General features: G+C 66.7%; 26 protein-coding genes and 1 tRNA gene. 22 read left to right on the top strand and 5 right to left on the bottom strand.

The annotated features are described in order from the left end of the window. Positions 1 to 47: 47 nt before the first annotated feature. Positions 48 to 1568: a phosphatase PAP2 family protein gene (locus GH2_RS22180; protein ID WP_084247490.1), complete on the top strand. Its 1521-nt coding sequence runs from the start codon at positions 48 to 50 to the stop codon at positions 1566 to 1568. On the opposite strand, the gene GH2_RS13875 is transcribed toward GH2_RS22180, so the two are convergent. Continuing rightward, positions 1534 to 2265 carry a TetR/AcrR family transcriptional regulator gene (locus GH2_RS13875; protein WP_066169130.1) on the bottom strand — a complete coding sequence of 244 codons (732 nt, stop codon included), beginning with the start codon at positions 2263 to 2265 and terminating at the stop codon, positions 1534 to 1536. The two genes, GH2_RS22180 and GH2_RS13875, sit on opposite strands and share 35 nt — an antisense overlap. Positions 2266 to 2390: 125 nt before the next feature. On the opposite strand from GH2_RS13875, the gene GH2_RS13870 reads away from it, so the two are divergent. From GH2_RS13870 to GH2_RS13845, 6 genes are all read left to right on the top strand, one after another. Beyond that, positions 2391 to 3185 (top strand): MBL fold metallo-hydrolase, encoded by a 795-nt coding sequence (locus tag GH2_RS13870; RefSeq protein ID WP_066169128.1) that lies wholly within the window; start codon positions 2391 to 2393, stop codon positions 3183 to 3185. Positions 3186 to 3265: 80 nt separating this feature from the next. Next, complete coding sequence (locus GH2_RS13865; protein WP_066169126.1) at positions 3266 to 3802, top strand: VOC family protein; 537 nt, start codon at positions 3266 to 3268, stop codon at positions 3800 to 3802. 32 nt (positions 3803 to 3834) lie between these two features. Beyond that, positions 3835 to 4344 carry a carboxymuconolactone decarboxylase family protein gene (locus GH2_RS13860; protein WP_204700991.1) on the top strand — a complete coding sequence of 170 codons (510 nt, stop codon included), beginning with the start codon at positions 3835 to 3837 and terminating at the stop codon, positions 4342 to 4344. 256 nt (positions 4345 to 4600) lie between these two features. Next, entirely contained in the window at positions 4601 to 4960 is a 360-nt protein-coding gene (locus GH2_RS13855; RefSeq protein ID WP_066169124.1) for a TA system antitoxin ParD family protein, read from the top strand. After that, positions 4960 to 5544 carry an ATPase gene (locus tag GH2_RS13850; RefSeq protein WP_066169121.1) on the top strand — a complete coding sequence of 195 codons (585 nt, stop codon included), beginning with the start codon at positions 4960 to 4962 and terminating at the stop codon, positions 5542 to 5544. Before GH2_RS13855 ends, GH2_RS13850 begins: the two co-directional genes overlap by 1 nt. A 30-nt stretch (positions 5545 to 5574) precedes the next feature. Next, positions 5575 to 6123, top strand: coding sequence for a tyrosine-type recombinase/integrase (locus tag GH2_RS13845; RefSeq protein ID WP_066169119.1), 549 nt, complete (start codon positions 5575 to 5577; stop codon positions 6121 to 6123). Positions 6124 to 6195: 72 nt separating this feature from the next. Here the strand turns inward: GH2_RS13845 and GH2_RS13840 are convergent. Continuing rightward, positions 6196 to 6268: transfer RNA gene (locus GH2_RS13840), tRNA-Thr, on the bottom strand. Positions 6269 to 6358: 90 nt separating this feature from the next. After that, a complete protein-coding gene (locus tag GH2_RS13835) occupies positions 6359 to 7516 on the bottom strand; it encodes an NAD(P)-dependent malic enzyme (RefSeq protein ID WP_372434564.1) in 1158 nt (385 codons plus the stop codon). A gap of 247 nt (positions 7517 to 7763) precedes the next feature. On the opposite strand from GH2_RS13835, the gene GH2_RS13830 reads away from it, so the two are divergent. The 3 genes from GH2_RS13830 to GH2_RS13820 are packed head-to-tail and all read left to right on the top strand — an operon-like array spanning position 7764 to position 10536. Next, complete coding sequence (locus tag GH2_RS13830; RefSeq protein ID WP_066169115.1) at positions 7764 to 8402, top strand: GntR family transcriptional regulator; 639 nt, start codon at positions 7764 to 7766, stop codon at positions 8400 to 8402. Beyond that, positions 8399 to 9688, top strand: coding sequence for an MFS transporter (locus GH2_RS13825; protein ID WP_066169112.1), 1290 nt, complete (start codon positions 8399 to 8401; stop codon positions 9686 to 9688). The genes GH2_RS13830 and GH2_RS13825 overlap by 4 nt, the downstream gene beginning before the upstream one ends. 44 nt (positions 9689 to 9732) lie before the next feature. After that, positions 9733 to 10536 carry a hypothetical protein gene (locus tag GH2_RS13820; RefSeq protein WP_066169109.1) on the top strand — a complete coding sequence of 268 codons (804 nt, stop codon included), beginning with the start codon at positions 9733 to 9735 and terminating at the stop codon, positions 10534 to 10536. Here the strand turns inward: GH2_RS13820 and galE are convergent. Beyond that, entirely contained in the window at positions 10533 to 11552 is a 1020-nt protein-coding gene (galE, locus tag GH2_RS13815) for a UDP-glucose 4-epimerase GalE (protein WP_066169107.1), read from the bottom strand. The two genes, GH2_RS13820 and galE, sit on opposite strands and share 4 nt — an antisense overlap. A gap of 16 nt (positions 11553 to 11568) precedes the next feature. Further along, positions 11569 to 12573: a dTDP-glucose 4,6-dehydratase gene (rfbB, locus tag GH2_RS13810; RefSeq protein ID WP_066169104.1), complete on the bottom strand. Its 1005-nt coding sequence runs from the start codon at positions 12571 to 12573 to the stop codon at positions 11569 to 11571. Positions 12574 to 12631: 58 nt separating this feature from the next. On the opposite strand from rfbB, the gene rfbA reads away from it, so the two are divergent. The 12 genes from rfbA to GH2_RS13750 all read left to right on the top strand — a co-directional run bounded on the left by rfbA (position 12632) and on the right by GH2_RS13750 (position 22731). Continuing rightward, positions 12632 to 13507 (top strand): glucose-1-phosphate thymidylyltransferase RfbA, encoded by an 876-nt coding sequence (gene rfbA, locus GH2_RS13805; protein ID WP_066169102.1) that lies wholly within the window; start codon positions 12632 to 12634, stop codon positions 13505 to 13507. 4 nt (positions 13508 to 13511) lie between these two features. Further along, entirely contained in the window at positions 13512 to 14099 is a 588-nt protein-coding gene (locus GH2_RS13800; protein ID WP_066169100.1) for a dTDP-4-dehydrorhamnose 3,5-epimerase family protein, read from the top strand. A 141-nt stretch (positions 14100 to 14240) separates the two neighbouring features. After that, on the top strand, positions 14241 to 15110 hold the full coding sequence (locus tag GH2_RS13795; protein WP_244885389.1) for an SGNH/GDSL hydrolase family protein: 870 nt from the start codon (positions 14241 to 14243) through the stop codon (positions 15108 to 15110). 106 nt (positions 15111 to 15216) lie between these two features. Beyond that, entirely contained in the window at positions 15217 to 15798 is a 582-nt protein-coding gene (locus GH2_RS13790) for a TetR/AcrR family transcriptional regulator (protein ID WP_066169095.1), read from the top strand. Positions 15799 to 15931: 133 nt separating this feature from the next. Beyond that, positions 15932 to 17416: an NAD-dependent succinate-semialdehyde dehydrogenase gene (locus GH2_RS13785; RefSeq protein WP_066169093.1), complete on the top strand. Its 1485-nt coding sequence runs from the start codon at positions 15932 to 15934 to the stop codon at positions 17414 to 17416. A gap of 128 nt (positions 17417 to 17544) precedes the next feature. Beyond that, complete coding sequence (locus tag GH2_RS13780; protein ID WP_066169091.1) at positions 17545 to 18561, top strand: DJ-1/PfpI family protein; 1017 nt, start codon at positions 17545 to 17547, stop codon at positions 18559 to 18561. Positions 18562 to 18602: 41 nt separating this feature from the next. Beyond that, on the top strand, positions 18603 to 19037 hold the full coding sequence (locus GH2_RS13775) for a nuclear transport factor 2 family protein (RefSeq protein WP_066169224.1): 435 nt from the start codon (positions 18603 to 18605) through the stop codon (positions 19035 to 19037). Positions 19038 to 19060: 23 nt separating this feature from the next. After that, positions 19061 to 19540 (top strand): nuclear transport factor 2 family protein, encoded by a 480-nt coding sequence (locus GH2_RS13770; protein ID WP_066169089.1) that lies wholly within the window; start codon positions 19061 to 19063, stop codon positions 19538 to 19540. Positions 19541 to 19569: 29 nt separating this feature from the next. Next, positions 19570 to 21093, top strand: coding sequence for a ferritin family protein (locus tag GH2_RS13765; RefSeq protein ID WP_066169087.1), 1524 nt, complete (start codon positions 19570 to 19572; stop codon positions 21091 to 21093). Then, entirely contained in the window at positions 21090 to 21392 is a 303-nt protein-coding gene (locus GH2_RS13760) for a toluene-4-monooxygenase system B family protein (protein WP_066169085.1), read from the top strand. Before GH2_RS13765 ends, GH2_RS13760 begins: the two co-directional genes overlap by 4 nt. Beyond that, positions 21389 to 21712: an MmoB/DmpM family protein gene (locus tag GH2_RS13755; RefSeq protein WP_066169083.1), complete on the top strand. Its 324-nt coding sequence runs from the start codon at positions 21389 to 21391 to the stop codon at positions 21710 to 21712. Before GH2_RS13760 ends, GH2_RS13755 begins: the two co-directional genes overlap by 4 nt. Next, on the top strand, positions 21709 to 22731 hold the full coding sequence (locus GH2_RS13750) for a ferritin family protein (RefSeq protein ID WP_066169080.1): 1023 nt from the start codon (positions 21709 to 21711) through the stop codon (positions 22729 to 22731). The genes GH2_RS13755 and GH2_RS13750 overlap by 4 nt, the downstream gene beginning before the upstream one ends. The last annotated feature ends 1 nt before the right edge of the window (position 22732 follow it).

Genomic DNA, 22732 nt, shown 5'->3' with positions numbered 1-22732 from the left:
ACGAAGGGTTAAGGCTCCGGTAAGCGACTGATCGCCACGCTGTGGGGGTGAAGCAGAATCAGAAGTCATGGGTACTGGCCTACTCCGTGCTCATCGTGATGGTCGTCGGGTTCGGACTGTTCGTGAGACACGGACCGACGGGACTGGACAGCGCCGTGCTGAACGCGGTCGAGGGTACGCGTGCCACAGGCATGGCACGGGCGGTCTCAGTGCTGAGCGACCTGTACAGCCCCATGCTGGTCCCGGTCTGGGCCCTGGCCGCTGCCGCATACCTGCTGTTTCGTGATCGCCGCGTGCACCGAGCCGTCACCGTCCTCGCTGCGGTGGCCGGTGCGGGTGTCGTCGCGGAAGTGGTCAAGGTGATCGTGGAGCGTCCGCGTCCGCCCGCCGTCGATCAGATTCCGGCGTACGAGGCGGCGATGTCGTATCCGTCGGGGCATGTCACCGGGACGGCCGCACTCGTGGTCTCGGTTGCGCTGGTCGGGACCATCGGGGCCAGTCGTGCCGCGCGCGTCGCGGCGGTCAGCATGGGGGTGGTCACGACGGCCTTCGTCGCCTGGACGCGCCTGTACCTCGGCGTTCATTGGTTCAGCGACGTGATCGCCGGATGCGTGGTGGGTGCGGCGACGGCGGTCGTCGCGGTGGTGCTCGTGCCGAGGATCGTCACGACCGTATTCGAACGGTTCAGCGATCGTCTCTCGCCCGGAGTAGCGACCTGGCTGGCCCCGGCATCGGGCAGGCATGCGTGGTCCGACGCCGGACGACGTGCGTTGGTCCGCGTGCCGCTGGTCACCGGCTATTTCTGGACCATCAAGATCATGGCCACCACCGTCGGCGAGACCTATGCGGACGACCTCAACGGTCGGCTCGGTTGGGGGCTGACTGCGACGACGCTGTTCATGGCGGTGCTGCTGGTCGCTGTCCTGGTGGTCCAGTTCAGTCGGGGCGGCTACACGGCGTGGGTCTACTGGCCGGCCGTCGCGCTGATCAGCGTGGTGGGCACCCTCATCACCGACAACCTCACCGACAATCGCGGCGTGCCGCTCCAGGTGACGACGGCGGTGTTCGCGATCGCGCTGGTGGTCGTCTTCGCCGGCTGGTACCTGAGCGAGCGGACCTTGTCGATCCACACGATCACCACGCGCCGCCGCGAAGCGTTCTACTGGCTGACGATCCTGGTCACGTTCGCGCTCGGTACCGCCGCGGGTGATCTGCTGGCGGAGAAGTTGAACCTCGGCTACGTGGTCTCCCTGCTGATCTTCGCCGCCGTCATCGCGGCGATCGCGCTGGCCTACTGGAAGTTGCACCTGAATGCCGTCGTCGCCTTCTGGGCGGCGTACGTCCTGACTCGCCCGCTCGGCGCGTCCATCGGCGACCTCCTGTCACAACCGCGCGACAGCGGCGGATTCGGTCTCGGCACCTCGCTGACCTCGACGATCTTCCTGACGGTCATCGTGGTCCTGGTGGCCTTCCTGAGCGTGACGAAGCGCGACGTGATCGAACCCGTTGAGGTCGGTGATCGGATGGTGGTGCCTAACCGTCAGCGCATGGGGGCTGGACAGGGGTGAAGCGGGTGGTGATGAGGGGGATGATCATGTCGACGGCGTACTCGAACTCGAGTTGTCGATCGAACCGTGCCAGATGGGGCGCAGCCCGGCCGACCTCCGAGAATCCGGACGTCTCCAGCGTCCGTTGCCGTTCGGCGATGCCTGCGGGGTCGGTTGTTCCGAACGTCGGTCCGGCCGACGCCTCACGTAACAATGTTCCGATCAACGTCGCCAGCAGCGTCCGCATCAGGTGGACGGCCTCCTCGGTATCGCACCCGACGCGACGGAGCAGCGCCAGTGCTGCTTCGATCGGAGCGAGGCCCGCGGTCGACGAGAGTTGACGGGTCAGTACCAATGTCGTGGCCTTGGGGTGGGCGACGGCGATTCGGCGGAACTCGTACGCCCAGGCGCGGAGATCGTGCGTGATGGAGTCGGTCGATTCTGGCGGACGGAGCTGTTCGAGGAGGTACTCGGCGACTGCGTCGAGGAGGTCGTCCTTGTCGTCGACGTAGTAGTAAAGGCTCTTGGCATCCACTTTGAGCACGCGCCCGACTGAGCGCATCGTCACGGCGTCGACGCCCTGGTCGTCGATCACCGACAGCGCCGCCTTGCGGATCGCATCGCGCGAGAGTTGTGCTGTCGACGTCTTCAGCGGCCGACCGCGTCGGGGTGCCGTCGGCGGCACCTGTCTTGGTGTCGGGTTCGACGCGGCGCTCATGGATCCCACTCTTGCATTTTTCCACAGCGGGGATTTAATCTGTCAATTATCCCACGCTGTGGAAAAATGAAGGAGGCGGCATCGATGCACGCATCTCGGCGTCAGCGTTTCGGGGCGTTCTGCACATGAAGGTCCATCATCTGAATTGCGGGACCATGCACCCACCTGGGACGCCGGGCGGCCTGGTTTGCCATGTCCTACTGGTCGAGGCGCCTTGCGGGCTCGTCCTCGTTGATTCGGGCCTGGGCCTGCTCGATGCCCAGTTTCCGGGGGAGCGGTTCGGCCCGGGGCGTTTCTACGTCCGACCAGACTTCGATCAGTCCGAAGCGGCGATCTCCCAGATCCACGCTCTGGGCTTCGCGCCCGAGGACGTGCGCCACATCGTGCTCACTCATTTCGATGCCGACCATGCCGGTGGTCTGTCGGACTTCCCGTGGGCTCAGGTCCATCTCACCAGCGCGGAGGCTCTCGCGGCGCGGCACCCCGACACCATGACGGAACGCCGGCGATATCTTCCGGCCCAACGCGCCCATGGGCCGAGGCTCGTCGAGCATCTGCCCTCCGCGGGCGAAGGATGGCGTGGGTTCCCCAGCGCCGAGGAACTCACCGATATCGCGCCCGGCATCGTTTTGATCAACCTGCCCGGCCACAGTCGTGGTCACGCCGCGGTCGCCGTTGACGCCGGGAACCGATGGGTGCTGCATGTCGGAGACGCGTTCTATCACCGTGGACAACTCGACGGATCGCACTCCGCGCCACGGGCACTGACTGCGATGGAGCGGGTGATGGCCTACGACTGGACGCAGGTCAAGGCCAACCATCAACGTCTCACGGAACTGTGGGGTGCAGAGGAACCGGATCTGCTGCTGGTCAATGCGCACGACCCGTACCTTCTTGACCGCGCACTCGGAGGGATCTGACCTATCGCGAGCGAACGCTCGTCCAGCACTGTCTGTTCCGCGAGTCTGCGGAATCGGATGACGACATGAGGAAGTGAAGAATGAGCCGAATCTTCGGAGAAATCAATCAGATGGGCTATGTGGTGCGTGACATCAACGCAGAGATGCGGCGGTGGCTCGCTCACGGTATCGGCCCGTGGTTCTATGCCCACGAGGTGCAGACCGACTACTTCACCTATCGCGGCAGTGCTTCGCCGATGAGGATGAGCGTTGCTCTCGCGAACTCCGGCGACGTCCAGATCGAGCTGATCGCGCCTCGCAATGATGCACCCTCGCTGTACCGGGATTTCCTCGAATCGGGCCGTGAGGGGCTGCAGCACATCGCCTATTGGACCGAGGATTACCAAGGTCTGTACGACGAGGTGCTGTCGCTGGGCTACGAGGTCGGTCACGAAGGATCGATCGGCGGCGAGCAAGGGCGCTTCGCCTATCTCGACACCGAGGCGACCTTCGGACACGTCATCGAGATCTCTGATGTCAGCGGACCCAAGGGCCAGTTCTTCCGGTACATCCGGGACGTCGCCGCCACCTGGGACGGCAGCGAACCCATCCGCGGCGACGTCGACCAGCTCGCTTGACCTCATTGCCGCCACACGACGAGAGAGTTTCTATGACCACCATCGATTATCCAGACATCGACACGCTGCCCGCAGCTGTGCGCGAGGCCCTGACCACTCACACTGCCAACGTGTACCGCATGATCGGCCATTCTCACGGCATGGCGGAGAGCTTCCTGAGCATGGCCGACGCGATGCTGCAGGCCAACTCGGTGCCGTTCCCGCTGCGGGAACTGGCGATCCTCCGCGTCGGCTACGTTTACGACGCCGCGTACGAGGTGCACCACCACGAACGGATAGCGCGTGCGGTCGGACTCAGTGACGACGCGATGACAGCAGCGGCCACCGGGACCGGCGACGGGCTCAGTGCTGTGGAGGCGGCGGTGCTGCGCTGGACTGACCAGCTCTTAGACGGGCACACACTCGACACAGCCACACGGCACGAGGCTCTCGAGACGTTCTCGGTCACCGAACTGGCGGATTTCGTGCTCACCGTTGGCTTTTACCAGCTCGTCTGCAATTTCCTCAACGCCTTCGGCGTGACGACCGACGGCGAGGACTGAAGAGTGGCGGAGAGTGATCGCTGAGACAGTCTGTCAGCGACGGTTCGCGTCGGTGCGAAACGGTGACTGTGCCGACACGTCACCGACACGGATCAACCTCGCCTCCCAAAGAGATGACCGCCCGAGCCGTGCAGGGCGCGAGCGGTCAGAGGGAGACTGATATGTCTACGAATCAGCGTACAACGTGGCAGTTCGTCAGGAGATGAAGTCCGCGGACCACAGGCTAGCGGACCGTAGCACGGTGCTACAGTGAGGTATGAGCAGAGCCAGTCAGCCCACGCGGCTTCCCGCAGACGTGTACGAAGCCGCCCTGGCCGCGAGCCGAGTCACCTCGCGGACGCTGCCGCAGCAGATCGCACACTGGGCTCGGATCGGCCGGGAAGTGGAATTATCGCCGACCGTCAACCACCGGAAGATCGCTCGCGTCCTCGAAGGGGCCGACGCCTACGACTCCCTCGATGACACCGAGCAGGCCATCGTCCGCCAGCAGTGGGAGGAGCGCATGGACGAGGTGCGTCGGTCCCTCGACTTCGCTGCAGACTTCGCCGCCGCCGGAGAGTCCTACTCCGAACTCGATGACGACGGCAACGTCGTCACCGTGGAGTCCACGCGCTGATGCCCGACCTCCATCTGCTCGCCGGTCCCAACGGCGCAGGGAAGTCGACATACGTCAACACGGTCCTGGCCCCGATCACCCACCTGCCGTTCATCAACGCAGACGTGATCGCCGCCGAATGCTGGCCCGACGACCAAGCACCGCACGCGTACGAGGCCGCGCAGATCGCCGAACAGCAACGCCGCGCAGCCCTTGCCGCCGGTCAGTCATTCATCACCGAGACCGTGTTCTCCCACCCGAGCAAAGTGCAGCTCGTCGCCGACGCATCAGCCGCCGGGTATCTCGTCCACCTCCACGTGATCATCGTCCCCGTCGAACTCACCGTCCTGCGCGTCGCCGAACGAGTCCGACGCGGAGGCCACGACGTACCCGAACAGAAGACCCGAGAGCGCTACGCCCGACTCTGGGACCACATCGCCCACGCCATCGCCATCGCCGACACCACCCGCGTCTTCGACAACAGCAAAGCCAGCAACCCATTCCGGGCCTGCGCCCGCTACGACCACGGCCGCCTAGTCGGAATGCCAGACTGGCCGACCTGGACACCGCCACCACTCCTGACAGCGCCAGGGAACACGCACTGACCCGCCGCCCGTGGATCATGATTCATCACGATGGGCTACTCGGGTCTGCGTTGGGGTGAGATCAGGGCTCTGTGGCCGGAGCAGGTGTCAGAGCGTGGGTTGCGTGTGACTCACGCCTACTCAGAGGTCGACGGCAAACTGATTCTCGGCGACGTGAAGGACCATGAGGCTGGATCGGTCCCGCTGCCCACCCGAGTGCGTGACGAACTGCTTGTGTGGGCCGGCACGCGTTCACGTCGTGATCTGCTGTTCGCGACCTCGCGGGAGACGCCGTACTACAACGGCAACTGGACTCGGAGCAAGCTCCGGCCGGCTGCAGCTTGTGCGGGATTATCAAAGGTCACGCCGCACAACCTGCGGGACACGGCCGCGTCGTTAGCAATCGATGCCGGGGCCTCGGTGATGGCCGTCTCGCGGATGCTCGGACACGAGAACGCGTCAACGACGCTCACGCACTACGCGAGCCTGTTCTCCGACATATTCGAAGGTCTGATCACTCGGCTCGACTCCGCGATCGAAGCGACATTGACCTTCAACGATGAGAACGGTGGTGAGCGGAGACAAGAGAAGGCGAACTAGACGACACATCCCCGACACATAGCGTGCCGGGGACCATCGGGAGACAAGGTCGAAACCGTGTCTGACCTGCGGAGCCGCCTAGGAGAATCGAACTCCTGACCTATTCATTACGAGTGAATCGCTCTACCGACTGAGCTAAGGCGGCGTGCTGTCGCTGACAGCGCTCATGATGGTACCGAGTCGTCTGGCCTGCAAGCAAAACGGGTGCTGTCGGCGTCAGCGGAGCGCCGGAACGTCAGCCGGTGACGCCGTCCGCGTGGGCCGCCTCGGCGACGGCCTTCGCGACAGCGGGGGCCACGCGGTCGTCGAGTGGGCTCGGGACGATCTTGTCGGCAGCGAGCTCGTCGCCGACCACCGACAGGATGGCGTCGGCGGCCGCGATCTTCATGTTCTCGGTGATTCGGCGGGCACCGGCGTCGAGTGCGCCGGCGAAGACGCCGGGGAACGCGAGGACGTTGTTGATCTGGTTGGGGAAGTCGCTGCGACCGGTCGCGACGATCGCCGCATGCTTGGCGGCGACGTCGGGGTGGATCTCCGGATCCGGGTTGGACATCGCGAACACGATCGCGTCGTCGGCCATCGTTGCGACGACGTCCTCGTCCACGGTTCCGGCGGAGACGCCGAGGAAGACGTCGGCGCCGGCGAGCGCCTCGGCGATGCCACCGGTGAGCCCGCGCGGATTGCTCCATTCGGCGAGTTCGGTCTTGTACTCGACCAGATCGGTGCGTCCGGAGTGGACGATGCCCTTGGAGTCCAGGACGACGATGTCGTCGATGCCTGCCGCCTTGAGGATCTTGGCGCACGCCACGCCTGCGGCGCCGGCGCCGGACACGACCACCCGCAGGCCGGCCAGGTCCCTGCCGAGGCAGCGGACCGCGCCCTTGAGCGCGGCGAGGACGACGATGGCGGTGCCGTGCTGGTCGTCGTGCATCACCGGGCAGTCGAGCGCCTCGATGACCCGTCGCTCGATCTCGAAGCAGCGCGGTGCCGAGATGTCCTCGAGGTTCACGGCGCCGAAGCTCGGACGGAGATTGATGAGCGTCTCGACGATCGCGTCCGGGTCGGTGGTGTCGAGGACCAGCGGGATCGAGTTCAGGCCGGCGAAGGCGCGGAACAGCGCAGCCTTGCCCTCCATGACGGGCAGGGAGGCGCGCGGACCGATGTTGCCGAGCCCGAGCACCGCGGTGCCGTCGGAGACCACCGCCACCAGGCGCTCGGTCCAGGTGTAGCGGTCGACGAGCTCCGATTCGGAATGAATGGCACGCGAGACCTGCGCGACGCCGGGGGTGTAGATGATCGACAGGTCGCGCGCAGTCTCGATCGGCGAACGCAGTTCGACAGACAGTTTTCCGCCTTCGTGGGCGGCAAAGATCTCGTCGTCGGTGATGGGCATATGCGGTGCTCTCCGGCTCCCTCGATGCAGCGATTGCTCAACTGCCGTAGTGGTCACTGTGACGCTCGGCATGGACGACGCTGTCGACGCCGAGCGAACGGCGCGGGGAAAGCGAACTCCGCACCGTGGTGAGGAGCGTATTCGCCCGATGTGAGACGAACCTGCCGAACCGCCGTGCCGTTGTGCATGTCACAGAGAAATTCGGTTGGTGGAGCATTCTCCGAGGACTACAGTACAACTTGTGTCTATGACGTATTCATCCGCGGATCGCGTGTACGACGAGGTCAAGGAACTCATCCTGACCTGCGAGCTTCCCGGCGGGGAGATGATCAGTGAAGGCGAGATCGCCAGCCGCTGTGAGGTCAGTCGGACCCCGGTTCGTGAAGCATTCCTGCGGCTGTCCGCGGAGGGATGGATGCGGCTCTATCCGAAACGCGGCGCCTTAATCGTGCCGATCGGTGAGAGCGAGGCGCGCGACGTGCTCGACGCCCGGGTGCTGCTGGAGAGCCACGCGATGGCACAGGTGGCCACAGATCCGGACTCGGTGGCGGCGCTCGCAGCGCGACTGACCGACAACGTGGCGCGGCATCGTCTCGTCGACACCGCCGACGCCGCGGAGTTCGCCCGGCTCGACGCCGAGTTCCACCAGTTGATCGTCGCCGCGGGCCGAAACGGCCTGCTCTCGGACTTCTACGCCTCGCTCGGCGAACGACACCGTCGCATGACTGCGGAACGACTGCGCGACGACCACTCCGTCACCGTACGGATCGTCGCCGATCACACTGCGCTCGCCGCGGTGGTCGGGGCGGGCGACGCCGAGAAGTTCGCCGCGATGCTGGCCGACCACCTGGCGCAGGTGCACGGAACCGAAGGAGGACTGCGATGACGAGTCTCGATGCGCTCGACCGGCGAGCGGGGAGTCTTCGCTCACTGATCGGCTGGCCTGCGGTGTCGCTCGCCGTCTTCACCGCCGCGTGGGGCGGCAACGAGTTCACGCCGCTGCTGGTGATGTATCGGACGACGTCGAACATGTCTGCCGTCGTCGTGAACCTCCTGCTGTTCATGTACGTCCTCGGCATCATTCCGGCGATGCTGATCGGCGGTCCGCTGTCGGATCGGTACGGTCGGCGCGCCTTGATGCTGCCGTCGCCGATCATCGCGGCGGTCGGGTCGATGCTGCTGGCGGCGGGCGAGCACTCGGTCCCGCTGCTGACGGCAGGTCGAGTCTTGAGTGGGATCGCGCTCGGTCTGGCCATGGCCGTCGGCGGGACGTGGATCAAGGAGCTGTCCGACCGCGCGGGGGATCCGCCGTCGTCCGGCGCCCGCCGTGCCGCCCTCAGCCTCACCGCGGGCTTCGGTGTCGGCGCCGGGCTGGCTGCGGTTCTGGCGCAGTGGGCGCCGCTGCCCGGCCAGGTCACGTACCTGGTCAACATCGCTCTCGCGATCGCCTCGTTCGCACTGATCTGGACCACTCCGGAGACCCGCCACCGGCCCACCGAGGGCAGACTGCTGGACACCATGACGATCCCGTCCGCGATGACGCCGCGGTTCTGGCTCGTCGTCGCACCGGTCGCACCGTGGGTCTTCGGCGCCTGCGCCATGGCCTACGCGGTGATCCCCGCGCTGATGATGGAACGGACGTCGCGGTGGGCGATCGTCTTCGCCGGCCTGTGCTGTGTGGTCGGCCTCGCCGCGGGCTTCTTCATTCAGACGCTCGGCAAGAAGATCGATCGGCCCGGCTCGCCCCGCGCGCCCCTGGCCGCGATGGCGCTGGTCGCCGTCGGCATGGGGCTCGCGATCGGCGTCGTCGTCGCGCCGTCGGTCCCGCTCGCCCTCGTCGCGGCGATCGTCCTGGGATGCGGCTACGGGATGGCCTTGATCTCCGGCCTGCTGGAGGTCCAGCGACTCGCCGGTCCCGACGACCTCGCCGGGCTGACCGCCGTCTTCTACACCCTCACCTATCTGGGCTTCGGGTCGCCCGCTGCGATGTCGTGGATCATGACCCGCTTCCCGTCCATCACGCACACCGAGCTGTTCGGGTTCGGCATCGTGATGATCGCCGTGGGCGCGGTCGCCGTCGTCGTCGCCAATCGGTCCCGGATCGCCGGGCCGGGCGCCGTCCCTCCCGCCGAACACGAGGTGGACCTGGCGCGCGAGCCCCAACACGTCTGACCCGGGCGACCCGACGCGCCCGGTCGGGATGACATGATTCGGGCATGGTCTCGACCTCTGTTCGTGAGCGGCTGAACGGTGTCGTCGCACGACTGCCTGCAGGCGTCGGGCGGCATGTGCCGCTCGGCGTCCGCATCGTGAAGGCCGTCGTGGCGGGCAACGTCAGCGATCGGGCGATGACGCTCGCCGCGCAGGCGTTCACCTCGATCCTCCCGGTCCTGCTCCTGCTGACGACGTTGCCCGGCTCCGGCGCGCTCGACCGCACGCTCAGCATGTTCGACGTGTCGGCGGGGATCGGTCCGGGCGACGACCCCGGCAGCTACGCGTCGTTCGGCGTGATCGGCGCATTGATGACACTGATCTCGGCGACCTCGATGGCGCGGGCGCTGGACCGGTTGTACGTCGGCGTGTGGGGCGTGCAGAATTCCGGACTGCGCGGGTGGTGGCGCTGGTTGTTGGTGATCGCGGTGCTGGCGCTGGCCACGGTCGCGCAGGCGATGGTCGTGGTCGACGTCAACGAGTCGGACGGCCGCGTGATCCTCAGCCTGGTCGAGACCTTCGCCATCTGGACCCTCGCCTGGGCCGCGGTACCGCGGATCCTGACGCGGAATCAGCTGCGAGCGGCCGACCTCGGGTGGCTCGGGGCGGCGTCGGGCGCCGGGATCACCGCGTTCGTGGTCGTGACCGAGGTGGGGTACGCGCGCGTGTTCCACTCGGCGCGGTCGTCGTTCGGTGCCCTGGGCGTGGTGTTCGCGTCGATCGGCTGGCTGTTCGTGTTCATGGCGGTGGTCGTCGTCGCGACACTGGTGGTCCAGGTGGTGCGGACGCCGCCGGCCGACACCGACTAAGCGTCGGGGTACCCCTGCGGGTTCTGCGACTGCCAGCGCCACGTGTCGGCGCACATGTCGTCGATGTCCCGAGTGGCCTTCCAGCCGAGCTCGCGGTTGGCCTTCGACGGATCGGCCCAGTAGGCGGGGAGATCGCCGGGGCGGCGCGGAACCACCTCGTAGGGGATCTCGCGCTCGCTCGCACGGGCGAACGCCTGCACCACCTGCAGCACCGACACCGGTTCGCCGCTGCCGAGGTTCCAGACCGCGAGCGGCTCGTCGGAGACGTCGATCTTCTCCAGCGCGGCGACGTGGCCCGCGGCCAGGTCTTCGACGTGAATGTAGTCGCGCACGCCGGTGCCGTCGACGGTGTCGTAGTCGTCGCCGAAGACCGACAGCTTGTCCCGACGGCCGACGGCGACCTGTGCGACGAACGGCATGAGGTTGTTCGGCAGGCCGCTCGGGTCCTCACCGATCCGCCCGCTGACGTGCGCACCGACCGGATTGAAGTAGCGAAGCAGTGCGATGCGCCAGGAGTCGTCGGCGATCGCGAGGTCGCGGAGCACCTGCTCCACCATCACCTTGGTCCAGCCGTACGGGTTGGTGGCCGACGTCGGCATGTCCTCGGTGCGCTCCAACACCGGATTCTCGCCGTACACGGTGGCCGACGACGAGAACACGAACCGTCGCACGCCGTGCGCATCCATTGCGCGGAGCACGGAGAAGGTGGTGTCCAGGTTGTTCTGGTAGTAACTGAGCGGTTTGGCGACCGACTCGCCGACGGCCTTGAACCCCGCGAAGTGGATGACGGCGTCGAACTCCTCGGCGGCGAACAGCGCGTCGGTCGCCGCCTGGTCGGTCAGATCGATGCGGTGGAGTTTGATCGGCCGGTCGGCGAGCTCCTCCAGGCGGGGGAGCACCGTCGGCTTCGCATTGCTGAAGTCGTCGGCGATCGTCACATCGTGCCCTGCGGTGAGCAGTTGCAAGACGGTGTGCGAGCCGATGTACCCGGCGCCGCCGGTGACGAGAACGTGCATGGGAAGAAGTCTCCGATCAGTCGAGGATCTGCTGGGTGCGGGCGTAGCCGGATTCGACGGCGGCCTTGTGGGGCGCCCACCACTCGCGGTGGTCGCGGTACCAGTCGATGGTCGCGGCCAGCCCGGACGCGAAGTCGGTGTAGGTGGGGGTCCACCCCAGTTCGGTGCGGAGCCGAGTGGCGTCGATGGCGTACCGGCGGTCGTGCCCGGCGCGGTCGGTGACGAAGTCGAAGGCGTCGGACGGCTGCCCGAGCGCGGTGAGGATCGACTCGACGACGGTCCGGTTGTCGACTTCCCCGTCGGCGCCGATGAGGTAGGTCTCACCGAGCTGTCCGCGGTCGATGATGGTCCACACGGCGTCGTTGTGGTCGTCGACGTGGATCCAGTCGCGAACGTTGCGGCCGTCGCCGTACAGCTTGGGTCGGACTCCGGTCAGCACATTGGTGATCTGCCGCGGGATGAACTTCTCCAGATGCTGATAGGGGCCGTAGTTGTTGGAGCAGTTCGAGATGGTCGCGGCGACCCCGAACGACCGCACCCAGGCGCGGACCAGCAGATCGCTGCCCGCTTTGGTGGCGCTGTACGGACTCGACGGCTGGTAGGCCGTCTCCTCGGTGAAGCGGGCGGGATCGTCGAGGTCCAGGTCGCCGTACACCTCGTCGGTGCTGATGTGGTGCAGGCGCACTCCGTGGCGGCGAACGGCTTCGAGCAGCGTATAGGTGCCGACGAGATTGGTCTGGACGAACGACGACGGGTCGGCCAGCGAGTTGTCGTTGTGTGATTCGGCGGCGAAGTTCACCACCACGTCGGCGTCGGCGACCAGGGGATCGAGGACGATGGCGTCGGCGATGTCGCCGCGAACCACGCGGACGCGGTCCGCGACCGGCTCGAGCGTCGCGGGGTTGGCGGCGTAGGTGAACTTGTCCAGGACGGTGACCTCGGCGTCCGGTCGGGCGGCGAGGGTGCGCAGGGTGAAGTTGGCACCGATGAAACCGGCGCCGCCGGTCACGAGGACGCGCAAGAGGACTCCCGTCTGATGACATCGAATGGTCTCTCAACAGTACCGATAGGGTTGGCACATGCGCGGAATCATCCTCGCCGGCGGAACCGGGAGCAGACTGCACCCGATCACCCAGGGCGTCAGCAAACAGCTCGTGCCGGTCTACGACAAACCGATGATCTACTATCCGCTCTCCACCTTGATGCTCGCGGGCATCCGCGACATCCTGATCATCACGACGCCGGGTGACCGGGCTTCGTTCGAGAACCTGCTCGGCGACGGCTCCCAGTTCGGGGTGCGCCTCACCTACACGGTGCAGAGCGAGCCGAACGGTCTGGCGCAGGCGTTCGTGCTCGGGGCCGACCACATTGGCGACGACTCCGTCGCGCTGGTGTTGGGCGACAACATCTTCTACGGTCCGGGCCTCGGTTCTCGGTTGCAGGGCTTCGACCGGATCGACGGCGGTGCGATCTTCGCCTACCGCGTCGCGGATCCCACCGCGTACGGCGTCGTGGAGTTCGACGGCGACGGCAACGCGGTCTCGCTGGAGGAGAAGCCCGCGAACCCGCGGTCCCGCTACGCCGTGCCCGGCCTGTACTTCTACGACAGCGACGTCGTCGAGATCGCCGCCGGTCTGACGCCATCGGCGCGTGGCGAGTACGAGATCACCGACGTCAACGCCGAATACCTCCGCCGCGGGAAGCTGCACGTCACCGTGCTGCCGCGCGGCACCGCCTGGCTCGACACCGGCACCTTCGACTCGCTCCTCGACGCGGGCAACTTCGTTCGGACCGTGGAGCAGCGTCAGGGGCTGAAGATCGGGGTGCCGGAGGAGATCGCGTGGCGGCTCGGGTACCTAGGAGACGAGGATTTGCGCGACGCCGCGACGCGACTGGCGAAGTCGGGTTACGGACACTATCTGCTCGACCTGGTCGAGCGCGGACGGGAGCTGTGAGCAGATGAAGGTCCGAGAACTGACGATCTCAGGGGCGTGGGAGTTCACGCCCGTCGTGCACGGCGACGATCGCGGCGTCTTCCTCGAGGCGTTCAAGGCCGACGTCCTCGCCGAGACCATCGGACACCGCTTCGACCTCGCACAGGTCAACACCTCGGTGTCGGCGGCCGGGGTGGTCCGGGGCATTCACTTCGCCGACGTCCCACCCGGTCAGGCGAAGTACGTGACCTGCACTGTGGGATCGATCCTCGACGTGATCGTCGACGTCCGCGTGGGATCGCCGACCTTCGGGCAGTGGGACGCGGTTCTGCTCGACGACGTCGACCGCAAGGCCGTCTACCTCTCCGAGGGTCTCGGCCACGGCTTCTGCTCCCTGGTGGACGGATCGACGGTCACCTACCTGTGCTCCACTGGCTATCGCCCGGACGGCGAGCACGGGGTGAACCCACGTGACCCGGAAGTCGACATCCAGTGGCCGCGCGTGGCGCGGGACGGTGCGTCCCTCGACTACGAACTGTCGGCCAAGGACCTCGCGGCGCCGTCGTTGGCGCAGGCCCTCGAGTCGGGCCTGTTGCCGCGGTACGACGCGTAGGCGGGTGCGCCCGGCCGATATGAGGTGAGACTCGGACTAACTGACAGACGTCAAGTAGTGGACTATCTGACGTCTGTCAGTTAGTGTTCACGCCACAATCGCCCATCGCAGTGGTGGGCGTCTCGCAGGTGTGGAGAAGGCGTGGGGCTGAGTCGGTTGACGAGGGTGGCGGCGGTGGCTGCCGCGATGATGACGGCGATGGGAGCGATGCTCGTGCCGACTGCGCAGGCGGATGCCGCGCCGGTCGTGGACTATGTGGCGATGGGCGACAGCTTCTCGTCCGCTGCAGGCGTGGAGCCGGTGGTGCCAGGCGGAAAGCCGTGCCTGCGATCAGCGCGCAACTACGCGCACGTGCTCGCGGAGAAGAACGGCTACCGGCTCACCGACGTCAGCTGCGGTGCAGCGACGTCGGCGGACTTCTTCACGTCGCAGAAGGCCGGTGTCCGGCCTCAGCTCGACGCACTGAGTCGAGACACCGATCTCGTGACCTTCTCGATCGGCGGCAACGACGGCGACGTCTTCGCGTCGATGGTCGCCAAGTGCGCCCTGGTCGGCGCTTTCGGCGCCGCATCGGGAACACCGTGCGGCGATCTGTTCGCGAAGGATCTGATCCGCCAGATCCGGACACGGACCTATCCGAACCTGGTTCGGGCCATGCGGGCGGTCACCCAGCGGGCGCCGCATGCGAAGGTCTTCGCCTTGAACTACCTGCGGCTGGTGCCGAACCGTGCCGTCGCCTGCCCCGGCGTCCCGATCGCGCGAGGCGACCTGAAGACCGCCTACCGGGTCCAGACCGAGCTGTCAGCGGCCATCGAACGAGCAGCGAAGCGCACGGGCGTCACCTTCGTCGATGTGGCCGCGAGTTCCGTCGGGCACGAAGCATGCACGCCGCGCGGTGTCCGGTACGTGGAGCCTGCTCTCGGGGCCGCCCAGTCCGTCGGCCTACACCCCAACGCGCTCGGTGAGCGCCACATGGCGGCAGTCGTCGACGAGGCCGTCGGTCAGTTGTGAGCGCGACGCGGCTCCTCGCCCGGTGACGTGAGGTCGTCACTACACTCGACGTCGCCGGTCCGCACTGCGCGGACCGGCGACGTCGTCGAGGAGAGTGAGGTGCGTCGTGGCCCGACGGCGACTGTCGGTGGACGAGCGTCGAGCCGAGATCATCGCGGTCGCCACCGAAGCGATCGCCACCGACGGCTACTCCTCGCTCAGTCTCCGCGAGATGGCCCGCCGCGCCGGAATGTCGACGCCGGGTCTGATCAGGTACTTCCCGACGATGGAGGACCTGCTCGTCGCGGTGCTGGAGACGCGCGACGCGCACGAGGCGCCGCGCATCGCGGTCGACACCAGTTCGCTCCTCGCCGCGATCGACTCGATCCTCGACCACTATCGCCCGCAGGCCGAGCGGTCCCTCGCCTTCGACCTCCTCGAGGGGGAAGCACTGAATCCCTCGCATCCCGCGCACGACTACTTCGCGCGGCGCAATGCCCGCACGGTCGGTGAGTTGTGGCCGCTGATCGAGCGGGAGTTCCTGAATCCGGAGGGCGTCGCCGCGTTGATCACCCTGCTCCTCGGTGGCGCGAGACTACGGGTCCTGCACGATCCGTCGACGGCCTTCGTCGACGGATGGCCGACGATCCGCGCGGTGATCGACACGCTGCCGCGGCGGCCCGACTTCTCCAGCCGCCCGTCGCACTGATCCGTCGGCGTTCACCCTCCCACTCACGGTCCGCAAGTGCGAAGTTGCCGATTCCAGTGGACAAATAGCGGGATCGTCGCTCGTCGGCCGAGGAGCCTTCCACCGGTTCGGCCATGGTCGTTTACTTTCCGCCATGGACTCGACACCCCCACAGCAGATCCGGCCGGGCACCTTCATCGATGGCAGCTGGCGGACGCCCACCGGCAGTGACTGCTTCGCAGTGCACGACCCGGCCACCGGGAAGGACCTGGCGCACGTCGCCGAATCCACCCTCGACGAGGCCGATGCCGCACTCGCTGCCGCCGCCGCGGTCCAGACGTCGTGGGCGATGACACCGTCGCGGACCCGCGCCGAGGTGCTGCATCGTCTCGACGCGCTGGTCCGCGAGCGCGCCGCCGAGTTCACCGCGCTCATCGTCGCCGAGGCCGGAAAGCGGGTGGCGGACGCACGGGCGGAGGTCTCGTACGCCGCCGACTTCCTCCGCTGGTACGCCGAGGAGGCGGTCCGCCTCCACGGACGGTTCGGCGACCTGCCGGAGGGCGGCGCGACGATGTACGTGAGCCGCCGCCCGGTGGGGCCGTGTCTGGTGCTGACCCCGTGGAACTTCCCGCTCGCGATGATCACCCGGAAACTCGCACCAGCACTCGCCGCCGGCTGCACCGCAGTGGTGAAGCCCAGCGAGGCCACCCCGCTGACGTGCTTCCTGCTCACCGACCTGCTCGCCGAGGCGGGCCTTCCGCCCGGCGTCGTCAACGTGGTCTCGACCGCGAGGCCCGCACCGCTGAGTGAGCGACTGCTCGCCGACCCCGCGCTCCGCAAGGTCACCTTCACCGGGTCGACGGCGGTCGGGCGGACACTCACCAGGCAGGCGGCCGACCGCATGATCCGGACCTCGATGGAGCTCGGCGGTGATGCGCCCTTCCTCGTCCTCGGTGACGCCGAGGTGGAGGCCGCCGTGACCGGCGTGCTGCACGCGAAGTTCCGCGGGAGCGGTCAAGCGTGCACTGCGGCCAACCGCATCCTCGTCGCGTCCTCGGTGGCGGAGGAGTTCCTCGGCGAGCTCGGAGCCCGGGTCGCCGCGATGCACTCCGGACCCGGCGACGATCCGAGGTCGAGCGTCGGACCGCTCATCGACGACAGGGCGCTGACGCGGACACGGCAACGGGTGGCGGCGGCCATCGACAGCGGCTTCACTCTGCTCGCGCAGGGCGACACGGCGGACACCGGCGGCTTCTTCCACCCGGCGACCCTGCTGCGGCGCGACGTCCGCGCCGCCGATCCCGCCCGGGTCGGTCCCGACGTCGAATGGTTCGCGCCGGTCGCCGCGGTGACGGTGTACGACGACGAGGAGCGGCTCATCACCGATGCCGCAGACTCCGAGTCGGGGCTCGCGTCGTACATCTTCTCGCGCGATCTGGACCGTGCTCGACGGGCGGCGAATCGACTCGAAGTCGGGATGACCGCGATCAACTCCGGCCTGCTCTCGAATGCCGCGGTGCCGTTCGGCGGCGTCAAGCTGTCCGGCCACGGACGCGAAGGCGGATCGGAGGGAATCGACGCCTACCTCGAGACCCATTATCTGCTCGAGAAGATGACCCAGCCGCCCTCCCCGCGCTGAGCGCCCACGCATTTCCCCAGGTGCGAGCAGGAATACGCAAATCCGCAGCAGGATTCTTCGATGTTATCCGGCACACATCCTGGCAACGTTTTGAAGTACAGCACAGCCCCTTCAAGCAGAGGAGAAACATGCCACGCATCGCCTACCTCGTGTCCAGTGCGCGCGAGATCGACCTCGACGACAACCCCGGTTATCCGACCGGCTACTGGGCAGAGGAAGCGCTCAAGCCCTACGAGCGATTCATCGCCGCGGGCGTCGACGTCGTGGTGCTCACCGCCGACGGCGAGGCCCCGGTACCGGATCCGTACAGCCTCGAGCGAATCTTCAACTACCCGGATGCGGACCGCGACTTCTTCGCCTCGGTGTACCGGACCTTCCACCAGGACCCCGACGACATCCGCATCACGCTCGACCACACCACGCAGCAGGAACTCATGGCCTCGCGGCGGATCACCCTCCGCCTGATCGGCGCAGGCAAGACTGAGGACGAAGCCCATGCGCTGGTCTGTGAAGCGGCCAAGATCGCCTGGGCGGGCAATCGCAAGCTCGTCGACGTGATGCTGTCCGAAGGTCTGGACGGGGGTCTGCCAGAGCAGGCGTTGCGCGACGCGGTGAACGAACTGGACGCCGCGGCGCAGGCGCTGTCGGACGAGCGTCTGGCCCGACTGCAGGCGATCGACGGCTTCCGGAGTCCGGTCGCGTTGTCGAGCCTCAGCGACGCCGATCTCGCAGAGTTCGACGCGGTCTTCGTGCCGGGTGGGCACGGACCCATGGTGGACCTCGCGGACAACGCCGACGTGGGTCGACTGCTGGGGATCCTGCACGAGAAGCGCGCGCCGATCACCGCGCTCTGCCACGCGCCGGCGATGTTGCTGTCGGCGCCGGAGCGTGCGGACGGGCAGTGGCTGTTCGAGGGGTACCGGCTCACCGCCTTCACCAACGAGGAGGAGGAGCAGAACAAGATCGGCCGGATCGGCATGCCGTGGCTGCTCGCCTCGGCGCTCCAGAACGCGGGTGCCGTGTACGACGACGCGCCGTTCGCGTGGGCTTCCCATGTGGTGGTGGACCGGAACCTCATCACCGGTCAGAACCCGAACTCCGCCGACGCGACCGCCGACGCGCTTCTCAAGGCACTCGACCGATGAACACCGACGACAGGACGCCGCTCAGCGACAAGGAGACAGCAATGACCCAGACCACCCCGCGCCAGACGGTGGAGGCGTTCATCACCGGCTTCCGCCACCGCGACGTGGCTGCCGCGGTGTCGACCGTGGCGTCGGATGTGAACGTCACCGTCTATCCGCTGCAGTTGGCGGGCAGGGGCGCGGAGGTGATCTCCACGGTGCTCGACGAGATCGTCACCGCATTCCCGGACCTGCGCCTGACCGTGCGCAGCGTCATCGACCTGGGCCAGGTGCTCGTGTCCGAGATCAAGATCGAGGGAACGCAGTCCGCCGACTATCGGGGCGTGGTCAACCAGGAGAAGCACCTGGACGTCGACAGCGCATGGCGATTCACCGTGACGGGCGACGAGATCACGGCGATCGACGCCTACTGGTGCCAGAACCAGCTGCTTCGGCGCCTCGCGGTGAAGCGAACCGACCAGACCACCATCATCTGACAACTCGAGGAGACGTAGAACCGATGAATCTGTTAGCGAACGAACCCGCCTCGGCGACTCGCACACCGACCGAGGTGGTCACGGAGTTCTTCGACGCCTATCGAGCGCGCGACGTCGAGGCCATGACGGATCTGTGCACCGCCAACGCCGACTTCTCGTACATTCCGTTCGAGGTCTGGGCCAAGCAGCGGGTGATGCGCGGAGACGGCAAGGTCGGAACCGTCGGCAAGGTGATCTGGAGCGGGTTGATCAACGCCTTCCCGAACCTCTTCAACGTGGTGCACCACATCGACGGCAACGACGAGGGCGACGTGGTCGTCGCCTGCGACATCGCAGGCACACAGCAGTCGGCCTGGGCCTTCATCGCGCCGCAGAACCAGCCCTTCTCGGAGCCCCACCTCTTCATCATGCACGTCGATCAGGACGGACTGATCGACAACATCCGCGCCTACTGGGACAACGCCGGGGTGTGCCGCCAGCTCGGCCACCTCGAAGTCGACTGACCCTCCGGAACGAACAGGAATCTAGACAAATGGCATTGCTCAAGCGAGAAGAATGGCAGGACTTCGTCCGCGACGTGGACTGGACCCTGCGGTATGTCGACGACGAGGCCGTGTACCCGGAGTGGTTCTGCGGCACCGGAAAGGTGCCGCGTGAGGCCTGGCTGGACTGGGAGGAGGACTACAAGGTCTCGTACCAGGAGTACGTCTACACGCAGAAGGAGAAGGAGGCGTCGACCTACGCGGTCAAGGCCGCGCTGCAGCGCTCACCGGTCTTCGACGGCCTCGACGAGGGCTGGAAGTCGTCGACCAAGATGCACTTCGGCGGCGTCGCCCAGGTCGAGTACACGGCCACGCTCGCCGAACTGAAGATGGCCCGCTTCGGCCTCAACGGCGCCTGGCGGAACATGGCGACGTACGGCCAGCTCGACGAGCTGCGGCACAACGCGCTGACCACCTACTTCGGTCACGAGTTCGTAGCGAAGGACCCGCAGTTCGACTGGACGCAGAAGACGTACAGCACCAACGACTGGGTGCCGATCGCACTGCGCACCTACTTCGACGGAATCATGACGACCTCCAACGCCGTCGACTGCGCGTTGCAGGTGCCGCTCACCTTCGAGACCGGATTCACCAACCTGCAGTTCGTCGCGTTGTCGGCCGACGCCCTCGAATCGGGCGACATCAACTTCGCGAACATGATCTCGTCCATTCAGACCGACGAGGCGCGCCATTCGCAGCAGGGCGTCGCCACGCTCGAAATCCTGGTCGAGCACGACCCGGCCCGCGCGCAGTGGGTCATCGACAAGGCCTTCTGGGGCTCAGCGCGGTTGTTCGCCGCGCTGACCGGCCTGCCGATGGACTATTACACGCCGGTCGAGCATCGGAAGCAGTCGTACCGGGAGTTCATGGAGGAATGGATCATCGATCAGTTCATCCGGACGATCTCCGATTACGGGCTGAAGAAGCCGTGGTTCTGGGACGAGTTCATGCGCGGTCTGGACACCTGGCACCACAGCCTGCACATGGGCATGTGGTGGTGGCGACCCACCCTGTGGTGGAAGCCGAAGGCCGGCGTCTCGAAGGACGAGCGCGACTGGCTGCGTGAGAAGTACCCCACCTGGGAGAAGATCTACGGCGAGAAGTGGGACGTCATCATCGACAACATCAACGCCAACAACGTCGAGGCGACGCTCCCCGAGACGCTCCCGTGGCTGTGCAGCACCTGTCACCTCCCGGCCTGCAACCCGACGCAGTCGCGGAACGGCCAGTGGCGCACCCGCGACCACTCCCTCAAGTACGACGGGAAGACCTACCACTTCTGCACCAACGGCTGCAGGCAGATCTGGTGGAAGGACCGGGACAACGTCAACCACGAGACCCTGGTGGACCGCTTCCTCGGTGGTCAGATCCAGCCGATGACCGTGCCCGGCCTGCTCGACTACATGGGTGTCACCGCCGACGTCATGGGCGATGACCCGGACTACGCGGCGTGGACGAAGGAATACATCGGACGCGAGGCCAGCGGCCTCATCGTGGTGGGAGATCGAGGATGAGCACACCGGTTGACAACGAGGCGCAGGACCGGGCACCCGAGGTGGTTCCGCTGAACGCGATCTTCTGGACGGACTTCGTCCAGATCCTGGTCCCGGTGACGACTGCCGACACCATGGACCAGGTGGCCGCCGCCGTCGCTTCGCACTCCGAGGGACGCCGCGTGCGCGCCCTGCCCTACCCGAAGGTCGTCATCCACGACGGCCGCACCCTGCCGGGCGACATGACCGTCGCCGAGGCGGGCATCGCACCACTCGACCACGTCACGGTCGACTACCTGATCCCGGAAGAGGCGTCATGAAGAATCCTGTCGGACCGGTCCTGCGCATGGGCGATGAAGTGGACCAGATCATCGCCGCCATCGAGGACGACAACCCGGACACGCCGATCGAGGTGATCGATCGTGGTGCGTACGTCCGCATTCAAGGCGAGGACCGCGTCCTCCTCACCGAGGCGTCGCTGCAGGCGTACCTCGGATCGGAGTACCGCATCCGTTCGCTGGAGAACCTGATGTCGTCGTTCGCCGGTCGCGCGATCACGTCCAGCGACTCCATCACCTGGGAGAGCAAGAGCATCCGTGACCGCGAAGGTGCGGCCGCGGCGGAAGGAGCAGTCCGATGAGCACCCCGGCACGCAAGCGCAAGCTGCGCACGTTCAGCGCCTTCGGCGACGTCCGACGGATGCCGAGCGAGTACGAGATCGTGACGCACGCGCAGAACTGGAACACCCGCAACGGTCGGTTGTCGACGTTCGAGCAGAACACCTCGTCGCCGTTGAACCTGTGGTTCCTCACCTACCGTGAGAACTCGCCGCTGCGCCTCGACGACTGGGACGGTTTCCGCGATCCCGATCAGGTGGCGTACCGGTCGTACGTCAACATGCAGGCCGACGAGCAGACCAAGCTCGACGGCATGCTCGACACGTTCGACGACGCGGGCATGGACGCCTCGCTGTCCGCCGAGCACGTGGCACTGCTCGGCAACGTACTGACTCCGTCGCGGTATCCGGTCCACGGCTTCCAGCAGATGCAGGCGTACGTCGCCTATCTCGGGCCGAGCTCGTCCATCACGAGCGCGGCCGGCTACGCCAACGCCGACTTCCTCCGCCGGGTCACCATGATCGCGTATCGCACACGATCGCTGCAGCTGGCGCATCCCTCGTCCGGGATCGGGGAGAACGAACGTCGTGTCTGGGAGACGAGCCCGGCGTGGCAGCCCGCTCGCGAAGCCGTGGAACGGGCGCTCGTCGCCTACGACTGGGGCGAATCGTTCACGGCGCTGAACCTGGTGCTGGCGCCGACGCTCGACGAGGTCCTGATCAACCGAGTCGGCGCTGTGAGCAAGGCCGCAGGCGATGAGATCACCTGGCTGGTCTGCGAACAGCTCGCGAAGGACAGTCGACGACGGAACCGCTGGTCGGCGGCCCTGGCCCAGTTCGCGATCGACGGGCGTGCGGAGAACGCGGACGCCCTGCAGAAGTGGACCGCCAAGTGGTCGACGATCGCCGACAACGCGGTCGCCGGGCTCGCCGAGTTCTTCGACGGCGACACCGACCAGATCGTCGCGCAGGCACGGGCCGCGCGCGCGGACGTCCACAGTGAGATCTTCGACCGCGACTCGGTCGCGGCGACAGCAGGCTAGG

This window comes from Gordonia hydrophobica NBRC 16057 (assembly GCF_001592365.1).
GTDB classification, from domain to species: Bacteria; Actinomycetota; Actinomycetes; order Mycobacteriales; family Mycobacteriaceae; genus Gordonia; species Gordonia hydrophobica.
Note: the sequence above shows the minus strand (reverse complement) of the source record. Positions and strands in the feature narration are given on the sequence as shown.

What these genes read in the sequence shown, in the direction of transcription:
- GH2_RS13875 (WP_066169130.1), bottom strand. Translation starts at nt 2,265, where the DNA reads ATGAGCGCCGCGTCGAACCCGACACCAAGACAGGTGCCGCCGACGGCA.
- GH2_RS13870 (WP_066169128.1), top strand. Translation starts at nt 2,391, where the DNA reads ATGAAGGTCCATCATCTGAATTGCGGGACCATGCACCCACCTGGGACG.
- GH2_RS13865 (WP_066169126.1), top strand. Translation starts at nt 3,266, where the DNA reads ATGAGCCGAATCTTCGGAGAAATCAATCAGATGGGCTATGTGGTGCGT.
- GH2_RS13860 (WP_204700991.1), top strand. Translation starts at nt 3,835, where the DNA reads ATGACCACCATCGATTATCCAGACATCGACACGCTGCCCGCAGCTGTG.
- GH2_RS13855 (WP_066169124.1), top strand. Translation starts at nt 4,601, where the DNA reads ATGAGCAGAGCCAGTCAGCCCACGCGGCTTCCCGCAGACGTGTACGAA.
- GH2_RS13850 (WP_066169121.1), top strand. Translation starts at nt 4,960, where the DNA reads ATGCCCGACCTCCATCTGCTCGCCGGTCCCAACGGCGCAGGGAAGTCG.
- GH2_RS13845 (WP_066169119.1), top strand. Translation starts at nt 5,575, where the DNA reads ATGGGCTACTCGGGTCTGCGTTGGGGTGAGATCAGGGCTCTGTGGCCG.
- GH2_RS13835 (WP_372434564.1), bottom strand. Translation starts at nt 7,516, where the DNA reads ATGCCCATCACCGACGACGAGATCTTTGCCGCCCACGAAGGCGGAAAA.
- GH2_RS13830 (WP_066169115.1), top strand. Translation starts at nt 7,764, where the DNA reads ATGACGTATTCATCCGCGGATCGCGTGTACGACGAGGTCAAGGAACTC.
- GH2_RS13825 (WP_066169112.1), top strand. Translation starts at nt 8,399, where the DNA reads ATGACGAGTCTCGATGCGCTCGACCGGCGAGCGGGGAGTCTTCGCTCA.
- GH2_RS13820 (WP_066169109.1), top strand. Translation starts at nt 9,733, where the DNA reads ATGGTCTCGACCTCTGTTCGTGAGCGGCTGAACGGTGTCGTCGCACGA.
- galE (WP_066169107.1), bottom strand. Translation starts at nt 11,552, where the DNA reads ATGCACGTTCTCGTCACCGGCGGCGCCGGGTACATCGGCTCGCACACC.
- rfbA (WP_066169102.1), top strand. Translation starts at nt 12,632, where the DNA reads ATGCGCGGAATCATCCTCGCCGGCGGAACCGGGAGCAGACTGCACCCG.
- GH2_RS13800 (WP_066169100.1), top strand. Translation starts at nt 13,512, where the DNA reads ATGAAGGTCCGAGAACTGACGATCTCAGGGGCGTGGGAGTTCACGCCC.
- GH2_RS13785 (WP_066169093.1), top strand. Translation starts at nt 15,932, where the DNA reads ATGGACTCGACACCCCCACAGCAGATCCGGCCGGGCACCTTCATCGAT.
- GH2_RS13780 (WP_066169091.1), top strand. Translation starts at nt 17,545, where the DNA reads ATGCCACGCATCGCCTACCTCGTGTCCAGTGCGCGCGAGATCGACCTC.
- GH2_RS13775 (WP_066169224.1), top strand. Translation starts at nt 18,603, where the DNA reads ATGACCCAGACCACCCCGCGCCAGACGGTGGAGGCGTTCATCACCGGC.
- GH2_RS13770 (WP_066169089.1), top strand. Translation starts at nt 19,061, where the DNA reads ATGAATCTGTTAGCGAACGAACCCGCCTCGGCGACTCGCACACCGACC.
- GH2_RS13765 (WP_066169087.1), top strand. Translation starts at nt 19,570, where the DNA reads ATGGCATTGCTCAAGCGAGAAGAATGGCAGGACTTCGTCCGCGACGTG.
- GH2_RS13760 (WP_066169085.1), top strand. Translation starts at nt 21,090, where the DNA reads ATGAGCACACCGGTTGACAACGAGGCGCAGGACCGGGCACCCGAGGTG.
- GH2_RS13755 (WP_066169083.1), top strand. Translation starts at nt 21,389, where the DNA reads ATGAAGAATCCTGTCGGACCGGTCCTGCGCATGGGCGATGAAGTGGAC.
- GH2_RS13750 (WP_066169080.1), top strand. Translation starts at nt 21,709, where the DNA reads ATGAGCACCCCGGCACGCAAGCGCAAGCTGCGCACGTTCAGCGCCTTC.